The sequence below is a fragment of the Micromonospora sp. NPDC005252 genome (assembly GCF_042872475.1).
GTDB lineage: Bacteria > Actinomycetota > Actinomycetes > Mycobacteriales > Micromonosporaceae > Micromonospora.
This window is the reverse complement of the sequence record NZ_JBIAKN010000019.1, coordinates 40,911-61,067: the sequence shown is the minus strand read 5'-3', so window position 1 is coordinate 61,067 and position 20,157 is coordinate 40,911. Positions and strand designations below refer to the sequence as shown.

Here is a 20,157-nt window from a genome sequence, read left to right as displayed (position 1 = left end):
CCCGCCCCCCCGGGGGGGGGGGGGGGGGCGGCCCCCCCCCCCGGGGGGCCGGGGGGGGGGGGCCCCCCCCGCCGCCGCCCCCGGGGGGGGGGGGGGCGGCCCCCCCCCCCCCCCCCCGCCGCTCGTCGTGCGTGGGTCAGCCGGCCAGGCCGGCCACCGGGGTGGGATCCAGCACGACCGTCGCCGTGGCGGTCTGCGGCGGCACACCGGGCTCCGTCGGCGCGTCGGTGTACTCGGCGACGAAGACCGCGGTGAGATTGTCCGCGCCGCTGTGCCCACCGTCCACGAAGGTGGGGATCGTCCCGGAGCACCCCGTCGCCGTGGAGAGCGGGTGCCCGTGCTGGTCGTGCCCGAGCACGTAGGTGACCTTCACCCGGGAGCAGTCCACCGGCAGGTCGTCGGTGACCTTCACCTCGTACGCGACGGTCTGCCCGAACTCAAACGGCTGCCCGGCCACCGGGGCGACGAACTCGATGATCGGCGCGGTCGGTCCGACCAGCAGCGGCAGGGTCGCCGAGGCGGACCGCCCGGTGCGGTCGGTCACCTTCAGCGTCGGCGTGTACGAGCCGTTCTCCTGGAACGTCCAGGTCGGGTTGGCGTCGGTGCTGTCCACCGAGCCGTCCGCGTTGAAGTCCCACGCGTAGCTCAGCTTGTCACCGTCCGGGTCGGTGGTGCCGGCGCTGGAGAACGCGACGGTCAGCGGGGCCTGCCCGACGGTCGGCGTACCGCTGATCTTCGGGATCGGCGTCCGGTTGCCGCGGACGAAGTCGATCCGGGACAGCTGGGCGTCCGGGTTCTCGGCGAAGTAGCCGTCTCCGTACTCCAGCACGTAGAGCGCGCCGTCCGGACCGAACTCCATGTCCATCGGGTTGTCCACCACCAGCGACGGCGCTACGGGTCGGATGTCCTGCACGTCCCCGTCGGAGTCGAGGCGGAACTCCTTGATGTAGTCCCGGGTCCACTCGTAGAACAGCGGCACCCCGTCGTAGTAGGCCGGCCACCGGGTACGCGACGTGCTGGTCCCGTCGTAGTCGTACGCTGGGCCGCCCATCGGGGCGATGCCGCCGGTGCCCAGCTGCGGGAACTCGGCCGAGGCGGCGGCCGCGTACCAGACCTGCGGGGCCTGGACCGGCGGCAGTTGCCGCTTGCCGGTGTTGTGCGGCGAGTCGTTGACCGGCCGCTTGCAGTTGAACTTCGGACCGGACTCGCCGGTGGCGAAGTCGTAGTCGCGGTAGGCCATCGTCGGCGTCACGCAGTACGGCCAGCCGTAGTTCGCCGGCTTGTCGATCAGCATCCACCGGCCGTGTCCGGCCGGCCCGCGCGCCGGGTTCGCGGTGGAGGCGTCGGGGGAGTAGTCGCCCAGGTACACGTTGTCCGTACGCCGGTCGACGGCGAACCGGAACGCGTTGCGCAGCCCCATCGCGTAGATCTCCGGGCGGGTCTGCGCCGTGCCCGGCTTGAACAGGTTGCCGGCCGGCACCGTGTAACCGCCACCGGCCTTCACCTTGATGCGCAGCAGCTTGCCGCGCAGGTCGTTGGTGTTGGCCGCGGTGCGCTGGGCGTCGTACGCCGGGTTGCGGTCGGCCCGCTCGTCGATCGGGACGTAGCCGTCGGAGGCGAACGGGTTGGTGTCGTCACCGGTCGACAGGTACAGGTTGCCCTTGCTGTCGAAGTCGATCTGGCCGCCGACGTGGCAGCAGATGCCCCGATCGGTCGGCACGTCGATGATCTGCTGCTCGCTGGCGAGGTTCAGCTTCATCCCGTCCAGCTTGAACCGGGACAGCCGCAGCGCGCCCCGGAACCGCTGCCAGTCGGCCTCGGTGCCGACCGCCGGCGCGTCCCCCTCGTTGACGTCGGGGGTCGCCGGGTCGTCCACCGGCGTGTCCAGCGGCGGCGAGTAGTAGAGGTACACCCACTTGTTCTGGGCGAAGTTCGGGTCGATGGCGACGCCCTGCAACCCCTCCTCGTCGTGCTCGTAAACCGGGATGTCGGCGGCGATGGTGTTCAGCCCGGTGCGCGGGTCGTGGATGCGGACCTCGCCGGTCCGGGAGGTGTGCAGCACCCGCAGGTCGGGCAGGACGGCGAGGCTCATCGGCTCGCCGGGGAAGTCGTTGAGCGTCACCTTCTGGAAGCTGCTGTCCGGCGGCGGGGCCGCCGGCGCGGCGGCTGCCGCCGTCGTCGGCGCGACCAGGCCGGCCGACACCAGGAGCAGGGCGGACAGGAAAGCGGTCCGGTTCATCATCAGGTAGTTCCCCGAGGTGGTCAGTACCGGAGTGCGGCGAGGTAGTCGAAGCCGACCCGGGCGGTGTCAAGGGCGTCGGCGGGGGCGCGCGGCGGGGTGCCCGCGTCGTCGCGCTCCACGATGTACTCCTCGATGCCCGCCTCCCGCTCGTGGTCGAAGATCCGGCCGAAGTCGATGACGCCGTCGCCCAGGTCCGCGAAGCCGCCCTCGACGTCCAGGTCCTTGACGTGCACCTGGCGGATCCGGCCGCGGTTGGCCCGGATCACGTCGACCGGGTCGTGTGCGCCCCGCCAGGTCCAGTACAGGTCGAGTTCGAAGTGGACCAGCCGGGGATCGGTCTGCCCGGTGAGGATCTCGAAGCCGGTTGAGCCGTCGGTCAGCGGCACGAACTCCAACTGGTGGTTGTGGTAGCCGAAATCGAGCCCGGCGCGCTCGGCCAGCCGGCCCGCCTGGTTGAGATCCCGGGCCAGGGCACGGTAGACGGCGGGGTCCCGGTACGGACGCCCCTGGGCGTCCCGACCGAAGTACGGGTGGACGATCTTCTTGCAGCCCACCGTGTTGGCGTCCGCGAGGGCACGTTCCCAGGTGGCGGCGTCGAACGGCTGCGGGATGCCGGTGTGCCCGGACGTGGCGCGCAGCCCGGCCGCGTCGAGCGCGGCCCGGAACTCCGCCGCCGTACGCCCCACGAAGCCGGCGTGCTCCACCCGCCGGTAACCGATGCGCCGCAGGGCGGTCAGGGTGCCCGGCAGATCGGCGGCGAGCTGGTCACGCACGGTGTAGAGCTGGATGCTGATGCGGTCCACCGGCACCCGACGCCGGCCGTGGGACTGGCCCCGGGCGGCGGTGTCGCCTGCCGGCGCGGCGTTCGCCGGGCCGGCGAGGAGCCCGGCGGCGCCGACGGCGGCGGCGGAGACGGTCGCGGCGCGCAGCAGTCCGCGCCGACTGACCGACTCGGAGGTCGCTGTCGGCTCCGAGCGGTTGGTCTGGTGATCCATGGTGGTGGTCCCTTCCTGACGGCTGGTGTGCCGTCGGCAGCTGTCGACCGGCTGCCTTTGCCGGGGCGCGCCGAACCGGCCGGAGGCGCGCTCCGGCTGGACGGTGAGGACGACGCTTCGGGGCGGTCGGCGCCCCTGAGGGGGACCGCGGCCGACCCGGCAAGGGAGGCAGGCAGGCTGATTGACGAATGGGCAACCTTCTATCTGAAAGCCGACCCTACCCTTGCCTCCGGACAAAGGCAAAGCTTCGTCTCGACGAGCAGAAGTTTCGCTTCAAATGACAAAAGTCCTCCCAGCAGGTGCGGCAGCCGCGCCGACCCGTCATGCGTGCCCGTCTTACACGCCATTCCGGCCGAGCGCGACCCGAGGGGCGCACCGGTCCGAAGCCCTGCTCGCCGATCGGCCGATTCCTCGCGGAGATCCACACGACATCGGCGATGTTGCTGCCTCCCGCGCGTCGGAAACCGCCCCATCCCCGATGTCGCGATGATCTCGGCGCGGGGCGCGGGGCGCGGGGCGCGGGGCGCGGGGCGCGGGCGCGGGCGCGGGGCCCGGGGCCCGGGGCCCGGGGCGCGAGTCGTGCAACGACGGCGATAGGTGCGGGCGTGGCGGGGTCGGGGTGGGACCGGACGTTGCGGGTCGGGTGACGTGCGGGAGTGCGGACGTGCCTCAAGGCGGCACTCGTGCGTTTTTCTCGCCAACCGGCGCAGGGTCGGAAAATGCGCCAATAAATGCGCCGCCGATTATTTCCGAAGGCCCTGGATACTCCTGTCGGGGCCGACAGAATGTGGCGGAGGGCAGTCGAAAACGGGGGGACTGAACATGACATCTAGGCGGCGATTGACGCTGTTGGCGGTAGCTATCGCGGCCGCACCGCTCGTGCTGGCCGGATGTACCGCCGACCGGGACGGGCCGGCCAAGGGACACGTCGCGGCGCCGGAGCTCACCGTGACACCGGGGGACAAGACCCGGGACGTTCCGATCAGCGCCGAGGTCGGCGCGGTGGTCAAGGGTGGACGGGTCACCGCTGTCCGGCTCACCGACGACAAGGGCGCGCAGGTCAAGGCGGAGCCGCGCGAGGACGGCTCCGGTTGGGTGCCGAGCGCGCCGCTGGCAGCTCGGCGTACGTACACCGCGGAGGTGACCGCGACCGGTGACTCGGGTGCGACCACGACGCGGACGACCACGTTCACCACGATGGCCAAGTCCACGAAGCCGCAGATCACCAGCACCCTCTATTTCGTCGGCAACCGGACGTACGGCACGGCAATGCCGGTAACCGTGGCGTTCGACCCGGCAATTCCGAAAGAGGCCAGGGCGGATGTGCAGCGCCGGTTGTTCGTGAAGACGAATCCGCCGCAGCCGGGTACCTGGTCGTGGCTGGACGACGGAAGTCAGGTCTATTACCGGGCGCCCGATTTCTGGCGGCCGGGGACGACGATCAGTGTCCGGGCGGGGCTGGAGGGCTTGCCGATCGGCAAGAACCTGGTCGGGGACGCCGAGCGGACCGCGACCTCGAAGATCGGGAAACAGGTCTCGCTGGAGATCGACAACGCCACGAAGCAGATGACGGTGCTGCGCGACGGCAAGCTGGTGCGTCGCATCCCGGTGAGCCTGGGCAAGCCGAGCACGCCCAGTTCCAGCGGCAAGATGGTGATCATGGAGAAGCACGAGCGGACCACCTTCGACACCCGGGGTGAGCCGAACGGCGGCTACGTGGTCGACGTCGACGACGCCCAGCGGCTCACCTGGGGTGGTGAGTTCATCCACTCGGCCCCCTGGTCGGAGGGCGAGCAGGGCTACACCAACACCTCGCACGGCTGCGCGAACGTCTCCGCCACGGCCGCGGACTGGCTGATGGGGGTGACCCAGGTCGGCGACCTGGTCACCGTCAAGGGCACCGAGGTCGACCTGCAACCCGGCAACGGCTGGACGGCGTGGAACGTGAGTTGGGACGAGTTCGTCAAGGGCAGCGCCCTGCCGGTGCCGTCCGGGCTCAAGCCCGCGCCGGTCGCCCCGGCGCACCCGGGCGCGGTGGCCGGCGGGTCACCCGCGCCGGCGCCCTCGATCAGCGGGCGCTGAGGCACCGGGCCGACCCACCGTCGCGGTGGGTCGGCCCGTTCGCCGTGCAGGCACCCCGGCCGCGTCCGGGTCGGCCACCGCCCGCCACGCCGGGCGCGAGCCAGGCGGTCATCCCAGGGGTACGCGGGCCACGCCGGGCCCGATGAGGCTGCCCAGCCAGAGCTGGTCGCCGTGCTGTCGTACCCCGGTGATCATCCAGTAGTTCCCGGCCGGGCCGTGCAGCGTACGACGGACCGTGCCCTCGCCGTCGACCAGCGCGACCAGCCCGTAGCGGCGCGGCTGCGGCTGCATCGCGTCGGGCAGCAGAGCGGCGAGCTGGCGCAGCCGCGGGTGCGGCAGCAGCCGTTCGGCGATGGGCACCCGGGGGCTGGGCAGGGCGATCCAGTACGTCCCGTCGCCCACCGCGGAGAGATTGTCCGGGTACGCGGGCAGGTCGGCGAGCACCCGCACCCCGCCGCGCAACTCCACGCGGAGCAGCCGGTGGGTGGTGGTCTCGACCAGCATCAGCGCCGACTCGTCGGGGGTCAGCGCGATCCCGTTGGGGAAGTACAGCCCGTCGGCCACCACCTCGGTGCGTCCACTGCCCGGGTGGTGGGCCAGCACACGGCCGTTGGGGCGGTGCTCCAGCAGGTCCCGCTTCCAGTGCGAGACCGGGAACCGGTCCGACGAGTCGGTGAAGTAGACGGTGCCGTCGCGGGCCACCGTCGCGTTGTTGGCCAGGTGCACCGGCGGCGCCGTGCCGGTCAGCTCGCGGACCGCCCCGTCCGGCGTGACCCGCAGCAACCCGCGGTACGCGTCGCACACGATGAGCGCCTCCCCGGACGGATCCGCCTCGATGCCGAGCGGCCGGCCGCCGGTCTCGGCCAGCAGCCGGGGTTGGGTGCCGGCCGGCGCGTCGGCCGGCCACCACCAGATGTTGCCGTCCTCGTCGCCGCTGATGACCCGGCCGCTCGGGTCGACAAGCACGTCCTCCGGCCCGACGGCCCCCGGGGGGAGGGGCAGGAGGTCGACCTGGTCGAGCCGGCGGTCCGTGGCCGCCCACACGCCGTTGAGCGGAGGCGGGACGGTGGCCGGTTCGCGGACGGGACGGATCAGCCGTGGCGGCCGGGGCCGGGGGATCACCATCGGGTCATTCTCCACCGCCGATGCCCTGTCGACCTGGAGCGCCGTGCACGCGGCGCGGCACCTGGCCGTTCGGCCGACCGCGAGGGCCCTGGCCTCCACCCCTAGGGGGATGAGGGGCACATCGGGGGATGACCCTGGGCGTACCCGGGATCACTCCGCGGAGGGGCGAAACTGTCGGTGGTGGGGGCTAGATTTCACCTCATGGAAGAGCGCAGCGACCGGATCGACGTGCAGGTCAGCGTCGGTGACCAGGTGGTCCAGGTGCGGGTGGCCGGCGAGGTCGACATCGCCACCGTTGCCGCCTTCCGGTCCGCTCTGTGGTCCGCGCCGGCACGGCCGGTCGTGCAGCTGGAGATGTCCGGGCTGCGCCTGCTCTCCGCGGCCGGGGTGCGCGCGTTGCTCGCCGCGCACCTGCGCGTCCGGGCCCGGGGCGGCGAGCTGGTCCTGGTCGATCCCACCCCGGTGGTGGCCCGGGTGCTGCGCGCCACCGGCCTGCACCGGGTGATGCCGATCCTCGAGCCCGGCCGGGTGGTCGAGGCCGCCCGTCGTCCGGTGCCAGCCGATCTGGTCGAGGCCGCCCGTCGTCCGCCGGCCGCGGCCGGCGGCCTGGTGCTGGCCGCCTGACGCTGACCGCGGTGTGAGCAGGGGCCCCGTCCGAAACGCGGACGTGCGCACGCCGACCAGCGGTCCGACGCCGGCAGCGGGCGCGCTCAGGGGCCGCCCGGCATCGGGCCGAACGACCCCTGCCACGTTCGATCAGCCCACGCCGAGCAGGTCGACGACGAAGATCAGCGTCTCGCCCGGCTTGATGACGCCGGCAGCGCCGCGGTCGCCGTACCCCAGGTGCGGCGGGATGGTGAGGCGGCGACGGCCGCCGACGCGCATCCCCGCCACGCCCTGGTCCCAGCCGGCGATGACCTGACCGCCGCCGAGCGGGAACTCGAACGCCTCGCCCCGGTTCCAGGACGAGTCGAACTCGCCGCCGGTGGAGTGGGACACGCCGACGTAGTGAACGCTGACCAACTGACCCGGCTCGGCCTGCGGGCCGTCGCCCACGGTGATGTCCTCGACCACGAGGTCGGCCGGCGGCGCACCCTCGATCGGACCCACCTCGGGCTTGCCCGATCGGGCGCCTGCTGCCTGGTTCATGTGGGGATCTCCTGCCGTGTTGGGTGATGTGTCCGGTCACCGTCGATCCTGCCGGATAGCGCGTCACCGATGTGCGGCGGACCCGCCACCTGCCCCGACGCGTCCGGACCCGACCCCGGATCACCGAACTGGGGTCCGCGTCTCGGCGGGCGTCACCGGTGGTGACGCCCGCCGTGCGACGGTGCGGTGGTGCTCACCGCAGCCAGGGCGCCCGCGCGACGATCGGCAGCCTCGCCCAGAGCTTCCCGAGGCCCCAGGTGTCGCCGGCGTCGACCAGCGCCAGGACCGCGAGCACCGCGGCGTAGATCAGGTGGTCGTCCATGAAGAGGTTGTTCTCCGGAGGCAGGACGGCGGTCCACATGAGGACCAGCAGCAGCCCACCGGCCACGGCCGCGACCCGCATGCCGACGCCGAGCAGGAGCGCGATGCCGATCCCGGCGAGGCCGGCCATGAACAGCCAGTCGGCCCAGGCGGCGCCGGCGATGCCGGTGTAGACGTCCTTGAACGGGCCGGCGACCCCGAAGGTGAGGAAGCCCTTGGTGGGGCTGCCCCCGTTGATCCAGGCGTTCTTCGACCCGGTCTCGTGGCCGAGGCCGAACAGCTTGTCGAGGAAGGCCCAGAGGAAGATCCAGCCGAGCGCCATCCGGGTGCCGGCCAGGACGTACCGGGTGGCCTTCTCTCGGGTGGTGCCGGTCGCCGGAGCGGTGGTCTCGGCGGTGGTCCGCTCGATCGTCGCGGTCATGGTGTCCACGTCCCTTCTCTGCCTCGCACCGCGCTTCCCGGTGGCATCTCCATCAGACGCTCGCGGCGGCGCCCTCGGCAGGGCCGACGGACCGCACCGGCCCGGGACCTTGGACCCCCAACGGCCCTGCTGTTCGGGGTGGTCGTCTGGTGGGGCCTCGGCGGCGACCGGCTCAGGGTCGGGCCGGCGCGATCCGGGCCGTCACGTCGAGGTGTGCGGGTTGGCAGCCGGCCGTCGTGGCGAATCGGCGGACCGATTCGTGGACGTGCTCGCGGACTCCGGCGGCGCGGGCATCGCTGGTCAGGTCCACCCGGACCCACACGTCGGGGCGCGGTGGCGTGCCGGTGAGCACCACCCGGGCCCGGTGCACCCCGGGCGCGCGCAGCAGGTCCCGTTCCAGCGCGCGTACGAGCACCTCGCTGGCCATTCGGGTGCGACCGGGCAGGCGTCCGGGGCGGCTCAGCGTGCCCCGCAGGGCCCGGTCGGGTCGGCGTAGCGCCCGGTGCAGCAGGCGCTGGCCGGCGACGGCGGTCAGCAGCCCGCCGACCGCCGCGGCCAGGGTGCTCCAGGGCGTCGCGAGCCGCCACGCGTCCACCAGCCCGCCGCCGAGCAGGACCGCGTCGGGGTCGCCGAACGGCAGCGTGCCGGAACCGGCTGCCAGCGCGGTCGCACCGCCGGCGACCAGCAGCAGCGCGACGATCGTCCACAGCAGGCGGTGCGCGGCATCGGTCATGCCGGCCGCCGGCGGGGCAGCAGCCGGACGTCGACGCGGTCGGCGCGTGGCGAGGCGAGCTGACGCAGCTCCTGGCGCACGGCGAACTCGACCTCGGCGCGGGCCGCCGGGTCGCCGGTGGCGCGCAACCGGGGTCGCCACCGGTCGCCGTGGCGCCGGACCCGCACCCGGGTTCCGCGTACGCCCGGCACGGTGTCCGCCGCGTCGGTCAGCCGGCGTTCCACGCACCGCCGGTGCAGGTGCCAGCCGTCGCGCGGGTCGACTCGCAGTCGGACCGGCGTCCACCGGCGCAGTTGGGCGGTCAGGACGAGCAGGCCCAGCAGCGCGGCGGCGGCGGCCGCTGCCCGTACGCCGGGATCGTGCCACCGGGTGGTGGTCAGCGCGCCGTACCACCCGGGGCGGATGAGCAGCGGCGTCGGGCGACCCAGCGTGACCAGCAGCGCCTGCGCGGCCAGCAGGACGCCGCCGGCGAGCAGGGCGACGGCCAGCAGCGCGGACGCCACCCGGTTGGCGGTCGCCGTGGTCAGCTCGGGGCGTGCGACCGGTCGGTGCGGCGGGACGTCGTCGGCCGAGCCGGTCACCACCAGGTCCCGCACCGTGATCGTCACCGCTGCCACCGCGCGGCCGGTGCCGGCGAGCACCTGCTCGGCGACCGCCCGGCGGACCGCGTCGGCGACGGCGGGCACGTGGTGGCCGTACTCGATGATGAGGTTCAGGTCGAGGCCCACGGACCGGTCGCCCACGCGGACGGTTGCCGGGCGGACGTCGGACACGCCCGGCACCCGTCCGGCCGCGTCGGCCGCGATCCGCCCGACCTGGGCCGCGCCGTTTTCGCCGGCCGGTCGGTGCGCGGCGGGGCGCGGCCCGCCGCCGGTCGGGTCGGCGTTCGGGGTGGAACGGGTGGGGGTGGGGCGCGGGGGAAGTCTGTGGTGTCGTCCCGTTCGGTCGGCGTTCGGTCGGCGGCGGATGGTCGGATCACCGGCGGGGCGCGGCTGGCGAGGTCGACGCGGGCGCTCCCCCCGGGGTCGGCGAGGACCCGGCCCGCGCGCGGCGAGGGTGCCGAACTGCTGACGCGACATGCGCTGACCTCCCAGCCGGTCCGCTACGGGCGACCTCGCTGGATACACCTCGCCGGGCGTCCTGGAACACGACCCGCATGTGATCCAGGTCACAGGAGCCTGTCGAGCGCTGGCATCGCCCGCCGACCCTTGACAGGCTTCTACAACGGTGGAGATCCATTCGGACTGACCATCCACCGCGGCACCCCGAACGTCTCCGGGTCGGCCCGCCCAGTCCTGGTGCTCGGCGTCGACGCGCCCGGTGCGGGCAACGCGGCCCACCACGACATGGCCGTCACCCGGGGGTACTGGGAGCAGCTCCCCGGGGAACGCCCGCCCGGCCCGGCCGTCCGGGCCGCACCGCCGAGGCGCACACCATGATCGACCGCCTAGACTCGGCGCGGTTCGACCGACCGGCGGATGGATCAGGCAGATGACGAGCAGCGGTGATCGCGGCTGGCTGCGGGCGATGCCCGCCGATGGTGGACGCGACGCGCTGTTCGACCGCGCCGGCCACCGGGTGTACGGGACGTGCCGGCTCAGCGAGCTGGTGCAGGGGCGTCCGCCCGGCGTCACGGGCAGCCAGTGGGGTTCGGCCAGCCGGGCGGCGTTCGACCTCGTGGTCAGCGCCGCCGACACCGGGCGGCCGGTCGTCGCCGTGGCGATCGGTCCGGTCCCGCCTGCCGGGTCGACCGAGCAGCGCGTCGAGCGCCTCACCGACGCCGTGAGCGCGGCCGTCGGACTGCCCGTGCTGCGCATCGGGTCACCGACGCTGCGGGCCGCCGAGCACGGCCGGCGCCTCGTCGAGTACGTGGTCGACGCGCGCGCCTACGCGGCGGGCGGCACCGGGGACGAGCCCGCTCCGGTGGGCTTCCGCGACATCCTCGGACGGCTTCCGGACGGCCGGACCGGCCCGGTGAACGACCTCGGCACGTTGACCCGCGCGGCGGCGGTCGAGGCGTACGTGGCCGGGCGCCTGGCCGACCCGATCGTGCGCGGGCTGCACGTGCACTGGGCCGAGGGCCCGGCGGAGGGCTGGAGCTGGGTCCAGGTGCGCCCGGACGCCTGCCTGGTCGAGCGGGTCTCGGTGACCGCGCAGCGCTTCTCCTGCGGCGTCGACGCGGCCCGGCTGGCCGAGGACCTGGCGACCGTCGCGGTCGGCGAACGGCTGCGCGCCGTGCGGCCGGACGGCCCGGACCTGCTGGCGCGCGCGGACCTCACCACGGAGATCGTCGCGTTGAGCCGGCGGCGGGACGAGCTGGTGGGCGGTTTCGCGTTCGACCACCTCTGCGCGGACTGACCGGCCACTTTCCCTGCTGAACCCTGCTCCGCACCCGATCCGCTCGGGGGCGGAGCAAATTTTCCTGTGCGCGGGTTGAACCTTCCCCATCGCCGTCCCGTACTCCTGCGCGAATGAAGAGGATCTCCCCAACCGCGTCGACCGGACGCGGGAGACGGTGCGGAAAGGGCATCGTCGGCCATCGACACGTTACCGGGTAGGTCGCGGTGGTCGCCGCCGTGGCGTGCCATCTCACATCCGTCGGTCCGCCGAGGGCAGGAATCCACTACCGGATCGAGAAGGAGAGCAATTCGATGCGCAGGTCCACTCGGGCGCGCCGGTCACCCGGCATCGCGCGGAGCAAGCGTCTGCTGGCCGTTGTCGGCACGCTCGTGGTCTTCGGCGGAGTAGTCGCCGTCACCCAGATCTCGTCGGCCCAGGACCGGCGGACGAACAAGCCCCGGCCAGCCGCCGGGCAGTGCGTGGAGCCGAGCCCGGGCTCGACCGCGCCGAGTGGCGCCTCGACCAGCCGCACCTGGCAGAACGGTCGGTGGGTGCGTAACCACTGGGGTGACGGTCAGGAGTCGGTGGCGGAGTGCGAGGACGCCAAGGACGGCACGGTGGGCACCGGCTCGGCCGTCGCCTGTCCCGATGTGGCGGCCAAGCTGCCGCAGGTGCCGGATCGGGCGCGAGCCGAGGTCGACCGTAATCTCGCACAGTTGCAGACCCAGATCGCCGAGGCCGATCGACGGCTGGCCGCCGAGGGCAACAAGGGCGCCGATTTCATCCGCAGTGCGATCCTGCAGCCGCTGGCCGGAAAGCGTAAGGCGGTGCTGGACCGGATCACGACCGCTATCGACCGGGTCGGACCGCGTCCGCAGGGTTTGGCGCAGCTCGCCGAGTGCCAGGTGCAGCCGACCGGTAACAACAACGGCGGCAGCACCGGTGGCGGGAACAACAACGGTGGGAACACCGGCGGTGGCAACAACAACGGTGGGAACACCGGCGGCGGAAACACCGGCGGTGGCGGAAACACCGGCGGCGGCAACAACAACGGCGGGAACAATGGCGGCAACGCCCCCGGCGCGGGGCTCGGCGTGCTGGCCAACAACTGCGACGAGAGCCAGTTGCAGCCGCACAACGGTTTCCAGAACGGCAACCGGTGCGTGAGCACCGAGTTCGGTGAGGTCGGCGCCGCCGCCAACAACCCGTCGCTGCTGATCACCCAGTTCCCGCAGCAGGTCGGCCGCAACCAGCCCTTCACCCTGCGGGTCAGCACCAAGAACCTGGTCCGTGACCGCTTCCTCGCGGCCGGTCAGGGTGGGTACTACGTGGAGAGCTCGCTGCTCAACGCCCAGGGCCTGGTCCGGGGTCACTTCCACACCGCCTGCCGGATGCTGGACAGCCTGACCGCGCCGCCGGAGCCGCAGGAGGTGCCGGCGTTCTTCGTCGCGACCGAGGACGGTCGCGGTGGCGCCCAGCCGGACGACGTGACCATTCAGATTCCGGGCCTGCCGGAATCGGGTACGGCGCAGTGCTCGGTCTGGGCCGGTGACGGCTCGCACCGTCTGCCGATGATGGAGCGGGCGAACCAGACCCCCGCCTTCGACTCGATCCGCATCAACGTGAACTGATTCGACAGTCGGCCGGCCAGTCGGGGTGGACAGCCCCGGGTGGCCGGCCACGCACACAGCGACGGGGTCCTGCCGTTTCCGGCGGGACCCCGTCGCTGTTGCCGTGTGTCAGCGGCTCTTGTACGCCTCGACGACCTCGACCGGGATCCGGCCCCGCTCGGAAATCTTGTAGCCGTTCTTGACGGCCCATTCCCGGATCGCCCGGTTCTGCTCGCGGTCCATTCCGGCGCCGCTGGGTCGCCCCGGCCGCCGAACTGTCCGTGTGTTCTCCGCCGGGCCCCGACCGATCCGCCGACCCGCATTGATGTACGGGTCCAGCGCCTTACGCAGGACGCCGGCATTCTCGTCCGAGACGTCGATCGTGTAGGCCACGCCGTCGAGACTGAACTCGACCGTCCGGTCGGCCTTCCCGCCGTCGAGGTCGTCGGTCAGGACCGTGATTACTTTTCTCGCCATTGCCGATTACTCCCTGTGTGTGGCGGGATGTGTCCAAAGTCTGACCTACCACCCGGGGAATCCGCAACAATATGCGTCCCATTCATTCGGCGCGTCGCGATTGAGTGGCGCACAAAACCGCGAACCGACGCGGAATCGCGGGCGTTGCCGGCGCGTCAATCGGTAAGCAGGCCGGCGTGGCCGGCGATGGCCGCCGCCTGCGCGCGGTTGGAGACCCGCAGCTTGCGCAGCAGCGCGGCGGTCATCCGTTTCACCGTCCGTTCCGAGACGTGCAGTTCCTCGGCGACGTCGACGGTGCTCATGTGGCTGGCCGCCATCGAGCAGCTCAAGGAGGACGGCCTGGAGGACATGCCGGTGCCGGACGCCTTCCCGGATTCCGGGGAGTTCACCGACGAGTTCGGCTACACCTACCTGGGCTTCTCCTCCGGCACCGACGCCGCCCAGGGGCGCTGGGCGTCCGGGCCCGCGCCGGACGGCAGGGGCGAGTTCCGCTACGACGACAATCCGCGCGCGAACGCCCCCGAGCCGGTGCTGCCGCCCGGTGACCCGCGGCTGTACGGCACCAACCCGGGCATGGCCGGCAGCGCCGTGGACACCGTCACGAGCAAGCTCACCTGAGGTCGTCTCGTCGGGTCGCCCGCCCCGCACGGGACGGGACCGGCCCACCCAGGAAACGAGGAGGAGAAGCGCATGTCCGTCGTCGCGTCCGTCCGGGACACCGCCGTCGTCCCGCTGTCGCGTACCCGGGTGAAGCTTGTGGTCTGCACGGTGTTGACCGCGCTCGCCGTCGGCGTCGGGCTGCCCGCCCGGGTGGTGCTCGCCCTGTCGTTGACCAGCCTGGCCATTCCCGTCGCCGTGGCGCTTGCCGGCGGCGTCCGGGCGGTCCGGGAGCTGGTGCTGCCGGTTCGCCCGCCGGCGCCGGGCAGTGGTCTGGGTCACACCTCGGAACAAGGGGAACGCTTTGTTACTTGAGTGAGACACGCTCAACTCAACGCGATAGCAGGTGTTCGATGGCAACTCTTCCGGTACTTCCCCTGACCGACGCCGTGCTGCTGCCCGGCATGGTCATCCCGGTGACCCTCGACCCGACCACCCAGGCCGCCATCGACGCGGCCCGGACGACCGGCGACCGCAAGCTGCTGGCCGTGCCGCGTATCGACGGCGAGTACGGCCCGGTCGGCGTGGTCGCCACCATCGAGAAGGTCGGCCGGCTGCCCGACGGTGAGCCTGCCGCCGTGGTCCGTGGCCTGTCCCGGGCCCGGATCGGCTCCGGCGTGCCCGGCCCCGGCGCGGCCCTCTGGGTCGAGGCGACCGAACTCGACGAACCCGCTCCCGCCGGCCGTGCCCGGGAACTCGCCCGCGAGTACCGCGCCCTGGTGACCTCCGTGCTCCAGCAGCGAGGCGCCTGGCAGGTCATCGACGCGGTGGAGCGGATGACCGACCTGTCCGAGCTGGCCGACTCGGCCGGCTACGCGCCCTGGTTGACCCTGGACCAGAAGACCGAGCTGCTCGCCGCGCCGGACGTCACCGCCCGGCTGGAGCTGCTGGTCGGCTGGGTCAAGGCGTACCTGGCCGAGCAGGAGGTCACCGAGCAGATCAACAGCGACGTCCGCGAGGGCCTGGAGAAGTCGCAGCGGGAGTTCCTGCTGCGCCAGCAGCTCGCCGCGATCCGCAAGGAGCTGGGCGAGGACGAGCCCGACGGCTCGGCCGACTACCGCTCCCGGGTGGAGAGCGCCGACCTGCCGGACAAGGTCCGCGAGGCGGCGATGCGCGAGGTCGGCAAGCTGGAGCGGGCCAGTGACGCCTCCCCGGAGGCGGGCTGGATCCGCACCTGGCTGGACACCGTGCTGGAAATGCCGTGGGGTACGCGTACCCAGGACAACACCGACCTGGGCGCGGCCCGGGCGGTGCTCGACGCCGACCACGCCGGCCTGGCCGACGTGAAGGACCGCATCCTGGAGTACCTCGCGGTGCGCAACCGCCGGGCCGAGCGCAACCTCGGCGTGGTCGGCGGTCGCGGCTCCGGCGCGGTGCTCGCCCTCGCCGGTCCTCCCGGGGTCGGCAAGACCAGCCTCGGCGAGTCCGTGGCCCGGGCGCTCGGGCGCAACTTCGTCCGGGTGTCGCTCGGCGGCGTCCGCGACGAGGCGGAGATCCGCGGTCACCGGCGTACCTACGTGGGCGCGCTGCCCGGCCGGATCGTGCGCGCGCTGCGCGAGGCCGGCTCGATGAACCCGGTCGTGCTTCTCGACGAGGTGGACAAGCTGGCCGCCGGCTACGCCGGCGACCCGGCCGCCGCCCTGCTGGAGGTGCTCGACCCGGCGCAGAACCACACCTTCCGGGATCACTACCTGGAGGTCGACCTGGACCTGTCCGACGTGCTGTTCCTGGCCACCGCCAACGTGGTGGAGTCCATCCCCGGCCCCCTGCTGGACCGGATGGAGCTGGTCACCCTGGACGGCTACACCGAGGACGAGAAGGTCGCCATCGCCCGCGACCACCTGCTGCCCCGGCAGCGGGAGCGGGCCGGTCTGACCGCCGACGAGGTAAGCGTCGCCGACGAGGCGTTGGCGCTGATCGCGGGGGAGTACACCCGGGAGGCGGGCGTCCGGCAGCTCGAACGGGCGCTGGCCAAGATCCTGCGCAAGGTGGCGGTGACGCTGGCGACCGACCCGTCGCCGGTACGCGTCGACACCGACAACCTCACCGGCTACCTGGGGCGGCCGAAGTTCACCCCGGAGTCGGCCGAGCGCACCGCGGTGCCCGGCGTGGCCACCGGCCTCGCCGTCACGGGCGCCGGCGGGGACGTGCTCTTCATCGAGGCGACGAGCATGGAGGGCGAGCCGGGGCTGACCCTGACCGGCCAGCTCGGTGACGTGATGAAGGAGTCGGCGCACATCGCGCTCTCCTACCTGCGCTCCAACGGGCGGCGGTTCGGCATCGACCCGAACGTCCTGGCCGGGCGCCGGATCCACGTCCACTTCCCGGCGGGCGCGGTGCCCAAGGACGGCCCGAGCGCCGGCATCACCATGGTGACGGCCCTGGCGTCGCTGGTCACCGGTCGCCCGGTCCGCCCCGAGTTCGGGATGACCGGCGAGGTGACGCTCTCCGGACGGGTGCTGCCGATCGGCGGGGTGAAGCAGAAGCTGCTCGCCGCGCACCGGGCCGGCCTCACCGAGGTCATCATCCCGGCGCGTAACGAGCCGGACCTGGACGACCTGCCGACCGAGGTGCGCGAGGCGCTGACCGTGCACACCCTGGCCGACGTGGCCGACGTGCTCGCCCTGGCGCTGCGCCCGGCCGACGTCCAGGCGCTGGACGGTCCGGCGCTCTTCAAGGTCTGACGCTCCGAACCAATGGCCCCCGCCGTCTTCTGACGGCGGGGGCCATTGATGTACGCGCACAGGGGTCTACTGTCTCGCTTGAACCCTCAATCACCTCTCCGCCGCGAGGCGGTTCCCCCGGAGGAAACCCCCGTGAACCTGGTGCTCTGGATCATCCAGATCCTGCTCGCCGTCGTCTTCGCCGGCGCCGGCCTGGCCAAGCTGACCCAACCCAAGGAGAAGCTGCGCGACCGGATGGGCTGGGTCGACCCGGTCCCGCCGACCCAGGTCAAGGCCCTCGGCGCCGTCGAGCTGCTGGCCGCCATCGGGCTCGTGCTGCCCGCCCTCACCGGCATCGCCACCGTGCTCACCCCGCTCGCCGCCGTCGGGCTGGTCATCGTCATGGTCGGCGGCATCCTGGTGCACCTGCGCGACATGAAGACGCGCACCGGCGACCGACGCAAGCTGGAGATCCAGGGCGCGATCACCTGCGTCGTGCTGCTTGTCCTCGCCGCCCTGGTGGCGTGGGGCCGATTCGGGCCGTACTCCTTCTGAGCCTCTCGCCGGCGACCGTCGTACCCCGGCGGTCGCCGGCGGCGCGCTCAGCGCCCCTCGCCGCCGCGGTCGCGACGAACCGTGGCCTTGCGGCCCTTGATGGTGCTGGAGCGCAGCCCGGAGATCACCTCGTCGGCCACCCCCTGCGGCACCTCCACCAGGGAGAAACGGTCGGCGATCTCGATCGAGCCGATGTCCCGGCCGCGGATCCCGGTCTCGCCGGTGATCGCGCCGACCAGATCCTGCGGGCGCACGCCCGCGCGCCGGCCCAGGCCGACGAAGACCTGGACGGTGTTGCCACCGCCCGAGCGGGGCCGACCCCCGCCGCGCCGGTCGCCGCCCCGGCCACCGGCCTCCGGCCGACCCTCGCGCGGGCCGCGCACCGGCGCCTGCGGGATCTCCTCCTCGTCGTCGGAGCCGGGGGACGTCACCTCGTGCGCCAGTTTCACCGCGGCGAGCGCGACCTCCATCAGGTCGAACTCGTCGGTAAGCGTCTCCACGATCACCCGGAACGGGTCCAGGTCGTCCTCCAGCAGGCTCTCCCGCAGCGCCGCCTGGGTCAGCTCCAGCCGGCGGGTCCGCATGTCGGCCACGGTGGGGATCTTGTCGATGGTGATCCGCTGGCCGGTCACCCGCTCGATGGTCTTGAGCATCCGGTGCTCACGCGGCTCGGCGAGGGTGATCGCCACGCCCTCCCGACCGGCCCGGCCCACCCGACCGATCCGGTGCACGTACGACTCCGGCGCCGACGGCACGTCGTAGTTGACCACGTGGGTGAGCTGCTCGACGTCCAGCCCACGGGCGGCCACGTCGGTGGCGACCAGCAGGTCGGCGGTGCCGGCCCGCAGCCGGCCCATCACCCGGTCGCGCTGCTCCTGGCTCATCCCGCCGTGCAGCGCCTCGGAGCGGTAGCCCCGGCCGTTCATCGTCTCGGTCAGCCGGTCCACCTCCTCGCGGCTGCGGCAGAACACGATCGCCGCCGTGGGCGACTCGACGTCCAGGACCCGGCCCAGCGCGGCCGGCTTGTGCGCGCGCGTCACGATGTACGCGCTCTGCCGCACCCGGGGCGCCTCGCCGGCCACCGTCGGCTCCCGGCCGATCTCGATGCGGACCGGCTCGCGCAGGTGCTGGCGGGCCATCCCGTCGATCCGGGACGGCATGGTGGCCGAGAACAGCACCGTCTGGCGCTGCGCGGGGGCGTGCTCCAGGATCGCCTCGATGTCCTCGGCGAAGCCCATGTCGAGCATCTCGTCGGCCTCGTCGAGCACGACGGTGGCCAGGCCACCGAGGCGCAGGGTGCCCCGGGCGATGTGGTCGAGGGCACGACCCGGGGTGGCCACCACCACGTCGACGCCCATGTCCAGGGCCCGTAGCTGCCGCCCGATTGGCTGCCCACCGTAGATCGGCAGCACTCGCGCGCCCAGGTCCTTGCCGTAGCGGTGGAACGCCTCGGACACCTGCACCGCCAGCTCCCGCGTCGGCACCAGCACCAGCGCCACCGGGTCCCCGCCGTCGCGGTGGGCCGTCATGAGGTTCAACAGTGGCAGCGCGAACGCCGCCGTCTTGCCGGTGCCGGTGGCGGCCTGACCCAGCAGATCCCGACCCTCCAGCAGCGGTGGGATAGCCTCCCGCTGGATGGGGGTCGGCTCCTCGTAGCCGAGGGCGGCCAACGCGCCCAGCAGCTCGGGTCGCAGCCCCAGCTCGGTGAAGGCGTACACCTCTTCGGTGCCGGCGGGGGTGGCGTCAGTCGGTGCGTCAGTCGGTGCATCGTGCTGTGCAGGTGCGGAACTCATGTGCCAAGCCTTTCATTCCGCCGTCCGGGCCGCTGCGCCGACCGGCACAAGAGCGCACCCGGGTCAGCCGGCGGCGGTCAGGATCGCCAGCACCATCACCGCCGCGAGGGCCGCGTCGAGCACCCCGCACCACTCGGCGTAGGCGCGTGGCACCACCCGGCCGGTGCGGTGGTGCACCAGGTCCCAGCCTGCGTGCGTCAGCCACCCGAACGCCACCAGCCACGCGGCGGTCCGTCCGCCCGCCGCGACGGCGACCAGCGTCAGGGCGACCCAGGCCGCCAGACCGGCGAGTTGAGTGGCGAGCACGCCCGGCCCGCGCAGCGTCCGCCGGGCCACGCCGATCACCAGGTAGCCGCCGGGCAGCACCAGCATCGTCCACGGGCTGAGCACCCCCGGGTCGACCCACATGTCGACTGTCATCAGCAGCGCGAGCCCGGTCGGCCAGCGACGGGCGAGCGCCACCACGGCCGGGTGCCGGCGTACCGCCGTCGGTGTGTGGTGCCGGTGGCGGACCGCCACCAGCACCATGGCCGGCACCATCAGCAGGTGCCCGCCGAGCAGCAGGGCGTCGCCGTCCAGCAGACCGGCCCGAAACGGCACGAGCAGCAGCAGGAACGGAACGTACATCGTGGCGGCCATCTCGCCCACCCCACGCCAGCGGTGCCCCCGGTGACGCATCCACACGGTCATGCCGACGGTCATGTTCGTGGCCATCACCAGCGCGGCCACCTCCGGGCGACCCAGCGTCGCGCCCACCCCGAGCAGGGTGCCGGCCGCGTCCCACAGCGGGCCGAGCAGCAGCATCCCGACGAGCATCGCGATCGCCATCTCGCCGAGGTGCCACCACCACCCCCGCCTGCCGCCGGTCGCCGCCGGGACCGGGGGCGCCGGCTGACCGGTCGGCACGGGCGCGGCCGACGGTACGACGGGTGCGGTGTCCGCGTACATCTGTGTCTTGTCCATGCCTCGACCCTGCCGGCGGCGCGGCGGCAAG

Annotated in this window: 19 protein-coding genes; 8 read left to right on the top strand and 11 right to left on the bottom strand. The window is 72.9% G+C overall.

Annotated features, from left to right (window positions below):
• Positions 1 to 136: 136 nt before the first annotated feature.
• Together ACFYPH_RS29510 and ACFYPH_RS29505 are read right to left on the bottom strand one after the other, a co-directional pair.
• A complete protein-coding gene (locus ACFYPH_RS29510; RefSeq protein ID WP_387186329.1) occupies positions 137 to 2,242 on the bottom strand; it encodes a PQQ-dependent sugar dehydrogenase in 2,106 nt (701 codons plus the stop codon).
• A gap of 20 nt (positions 2,243 to 2,262) precedes the next feature.
• Positions 2,263 to 3,237 carry a sugar phosphate isomerase/epimerase gene (locus ACFYPH_RS29505; RefSeq protein WP_355137231.1) on the bottom strand — a complete coding sequence of 325 codons (975 nt, stop codon included), beginning with the start codon at positions 3,235 to 3,237 and terminating at the stop codon, positions 2,263 to 2,265.
• Positions 3,238 to 4,059: 822 nt separating this feature from the next.
• Here ACFYPH_RS29505 and ACFYPH_RS29500 point away from each other — a divergent pair.
• Positions 4,060 to 5,319, top strand: coding sequence for an Ig-like domain-containing protein (locus ACFYPH_RS29500; RefSeq protein WP_387186327.1), 1,260 nt, complete (start codon positions 4,060 to 4,062; stop codon positions 5,317 to 5,319).
• A 108-nt stretch (positions 5,320 to 5,427) separates the two neighbouring features.
• Here ACFYPH_RS29500 and ACFYPH_RS29495 read toward each other — a convergent pair whose 3' ends face one another.
• Positions 5,428 to 6,444 (bottom strand): SMP-30/gluconolactonase/LRE family protein, encoded by a 1,017-nt coding sequence (locus ACFYPH_RS29495; protein WP_354859006.1) that lies wholly within the window; start codon positions 6,442 to 6,444, stop codon positions 5,428 to 5,430.
• A 201-nt stretch (positions 6,445 to 6,645) separates the two neighbouring features.
• Here ACFYPH_RS29495 and ACFYPH_RS29490 point away from each other — a divergent pair, with 201 nt between their 5' ends.
• Positions 6,646 to 7,068: an STAS domain-containing protein gene (locus tag ACFYPH_RS29490; protein WP_355068341.1), complete on the top strand. Its 423-nt coding sequence runs from the start codon at positions 6,646 to 6,648 to the stop codon at positions 7,066 to 7,068.
• Positions 7,069 to 7,200: 132 nt separating this feature from the next.
• Here the strand turns inward: ACFYPH_RS29490 and ACFYPH_RS29485 are convergent, their stop codons facing one another.
• The 4 genes from ACFYPH_RS29485 to ACFYPH_RS29470 all read right to left on the bottom strand — a co-directional run bounded on the left by ACFYPH_RS29485 (position 7,201) and on the right by ACFYPH_RS29470 (position 9,841).
• A complete protein-coding gene (locus ACFYPH_RS29485) occupies positions 7,201 to 7,593 on the bottom strand; it encodes an FKBP-type peptidyl-prolyl cis-trans isomerase (RefSeq protein WP_387186325.1) in 393 nt (130 codons plus the stop codon).
• A 193-nt stretch (positions 7,594 to 7,786) separates the two neighbouring features.
• A complete protein-coding gene (locus ACFYPH_RS29480; RefSeq protein ID WP_387186323.1) occupies positions 7,787 to 8,344 on the bottom strand; it encodes a hypothetical protein in 558 nt (185 codons plus the stop codon).
• 163 nt (positions 8,345 to 8,507) lie between these two features.
• The gene (locus tag ACFYPH_RS29475; RefSeq protein WP_387186321.1) at positions 8,508 to 9,068 is read right to left on the bottom strand and encodes a hypothetical protein; all 561 of its coding nucleotides are present in this window, start codon (positions 9,066 to 9,068) and stop codon (positions 8,508 to 8,510) included.
• Complete coding sequence (locus ACFYPH_RS29470) at positions 9,065 to 9,841, bottom strand: Asp23/Gls24 family envelope stress response protein (protein WP_387186319.1); 777 nt, start codon at positions 9,839 to 9,841, stop codon at positions 9,065 to 9,067. The genes ACFYPH_RS29475 and ACFYPH_RS29470 overlap by 4 nt, the downstream gene beginning before the upstream one ends.
• A gap of 718 nt (positions 9,842 to 10,559) precedes the next feature.
• Between ACFYPH_RS29470 and ACFYPH_RS29465 the strand changes: the two genes are divergently transcribed.
• Positions 10,560 to 11,426 carry a hypothetical protein gene (locus tag ACFYPH_RS29465; RefSeq protein WP_387186317.1) on the top strand — a complete coding sequence of 289 codons (867 nt, stop codon included), beginning with the start codon at positions 10,560 to 10,562 and terminating at the stop codon, positions 11,424 to 11,426.
• A 293-nt stretch (positions 11,427 to 11,719) separates the two neighbouring features.
• A complete protein-coding gene (locus ACFYPH_RS29460) occupies positions 11,720 to 13,039 on the top strand; it encodes a hypothetical protein (RefSeq protein WP_387186315.1) in 1,320 nt (439 codons plus the stop codon).
• 108 nt (positions 13,040 to 13,147) lie between these two features.
• On the opposite strand, the gene ACFYPH_RS29455 is transcribed toward ACFYPH_RS29460, so the two are convergent.
• Together ACFYPH_RS29455 and ACFYPH_RS29450 are read right to left on the bottom strand one after the other, a co-directional pair.
• Complete coding sequence (locus ACFYPH_RS29455) at positions 13,148 to 13,495, bottom strand: Lsr2 family protein (protein ID WP_007460530.1); 348 nt, start codon at positions 13,493 to 13,495, stop codon at positions 13,148 to 13,150.
• Between the two features lie 155 nt (positions 13,496 to 13,650).
• Positions 13,651 to 13,797 (bottom strand): LuxR C-terminal-related transcriptional regulator, encoded by a 147-nt coding sequence (locus ACFYPH_RS29450; RefSeq protein WP_354858985.1) that lies wholly within the window; start codon positions 13,795 to 13,797, stop codon positions 13,651 to 13,653.
• On the opposite strand from ACFYPH_RS29450, the gene ACFYPH_RS29445 reads away from it, so the two are divergent.
• From ACFYPH_RS29445 to ACFYPH_RS29430, 4 genes are all read left to right on the top strand, one after another.
• Entirely contained in the window at positions 13,796 to 14,113 is a 318-nt protein-coding gene (locus ACFYPH_RS29445) for a manganese catalase family protein (protein WP_355068355.1), read from the top strand. The two genes, ACFYPH_RS29450 and ACFYPH_RS29445, sit on opposite strands and share 2 nt — an antisense overlap.
• A gap of 72 nt (positions 14,114 to 14,185) precedes the next feature.
• Positions 14,186 to 14,467, top strand: a complete 282-nt coding sequence (locus ACFYPH_RS29440) for a hypothetical protein (RefSeq protein WP_387186312.1) — start codon at positions 14,186 to 14,188, stop codon at positions 14,465 to 14,467.
• A gap of 38 nt (positions 14,468 to 14,505) precedes the next feature.
• The gene (gene lon / locus ACFYPH_RS29435; protein WP_387186310.1) at positions 14,506 to 16,836 is read left to right on the top strand and encodes an endopeptidase La; all 2,331 of its coding nucleotides are present in this window, start codon (positions 14,506 to 14,508) and stop codon (positions 16,834 to 16,836) included.
• A gap of 132 nt (positions 16,837 to 16,968) precedes the next feature.
• Entirely contained in the window at positions 16,969 to 17,370 is a 402-nt protein-coding gene (locus ACFYPH_RS29430; RefSeq protein WP_354858978.1) for a DoxX family protein, read from the top strand.
• 47 nt (positions 17,371 to 17,417) lie between these two features.
• Here the strand turns inward: ACFYPH_RS29430 and ACFYPH_RS29425 are convergent, their stop codons facing one another.
• Together ACFYPH_RS29425 and ACFYPH_RS29420 are read right to left on the bottom strand one after the other, a co-directional pair.
• Entirely contained in the window at positions 17,418 to 19,163 is a 1,746-nt protein-coding gene (locus ACFYPH_RS29425) for a DEAD/DEAH box helicase (RefSeq protein ID WP_354858976.1), read from the bottom strand.
• Between the two features lie 63 nt (positions 19,164 to 19,226).
• The gene (locus ACFYPH_RS29420) at positions 19,227 to 20,126 is read right to left on the bottom strand and encodes a hypothetical protein (RefSeq protein WP_387186308.1); all 900 of its coding nucleotides are present in this window, start codon (positions 20,124 to 20,126) and stop codon (positions 19,227 to 19,229) included.
• Between the last annotated feature and the right edge of the window lie 31 nt (positions 20,127 to 20,157).

Bases quoted from the DNA above. Each gene is read 5' to 3' on its own strand.
- ACFYPH_RS29510 (WP_387186329.1), bottom strand. From the start codon at position 2,242: ATGATGAACCGGACCGCTTTCCTGTCCGCCCTGCTCCTGGTGTCGGCC.
- ACFYPH_RS29505 (WP_355137231.1), bottom strand. From the start codon at position 3,237: ATGGATCACCAGACCAACCGCTCGGAGCCGACAGCGACCTCCGAGTCG.
- ACFYPH_RS29500 (WP_387186327.1), top strand. From the start codon at position 4,060: ATGACATCTAGGCGGCGATTGACGCTGTTGGCGGTAGCTATCGCGGCC.
- ACFYPH_RS29495 (WP_354859006.1), bottom strand. From the start codon at position 6,444: ATGGTGATCCCCCGGCCCCGGCCGCCACGGCTGATCCGTCCCGTCCGC.
- ACFYPH_RS29490 (WP_355068341.1), top strand. From the start codon at position 6,646: ATGGAAGAGCGCAGCGACCGGATCGACGTGCAGGTCAGCGTCGGTGAC.
- ACFYPH_RS29485 (WP_387186325.1), bottom strand. From the start codon at position 7,593: ATGAACCAGGCAGCAGGCGCCCGATCGGGCAAGCCCGAGGTGGGTCCG.
- ACFYPH_RS29475 (WP_387186321.1), bottom strand. From the start codon at position 9,068: ATGACCGATGCCGCGCACCGCCTGCTGTGGACGATCGTCGCGCTGCTG.
- ACFYPH_RS29465 (WP_387186317.1), top strand. From the start codon at position 10,560: ATGACGAGCAGCGGTGATCGCGGCTGGCTGCGGGCGATGCCCGCCGAT.
- ACFYPH_RS29460 (WP_387186315.1), top strand. From the start codon at position 11,720: ATGCGCAGGTCCACTCGGGCGCGCCGGTCACCCGGCATCGCGCGGAGC.
- ACFYPH_RS29455 (WP_007460530.1), bottom strand. From the start codon at position 13,495: ATGGCGAGAAAAGTAATCACGGTCCTGACCGACGACCTCGACGGCGGG.
- ACFYPH_RS29445 (WP_355068355.1), top strand. From the start codon at position 13,796: ATGTGGCTGGCCGCCATCGAGCAGCTCAAGGAGGACGGCCTGGAGGAC.
- ACFYPH_RS29450 (WP_354858985.1), bottom strand. From the start codon at position 13,797: ATGAGCACCGTCGACGTCGCCGAGGAACTGCACGTCTCGGAACGGACG.
- ACFYPH_RS29440 (WP_387186312.1), top strand. From the start codon at position 14,186: ATGTCCGTCGTCGCGTCCGTCCGGGACACCGCCGTCGTCCCGCTGTCG.
- lon (WP_387186310.1), top strand. From the start codon at position 14,506: ATGGCAACTCTTCCGGTACTTCCCCTGACCGACGCCGTGCTGCTGCCC.
- ACFYPH_RS29425 (WP_354858976.1), bottom strand. From the start codon at position 19,163: ATGAGTTCCGCACCTGCACAGCACGATGCACCGACTGACGCACCGACT.
- ACFYPH_RS29420 (WP_387186308.1), bottom strand. From the start codon at position 20,126: ATGGACAAGACACAGATGTACGCGGACACCGCACCCGTCGTACCGTCG.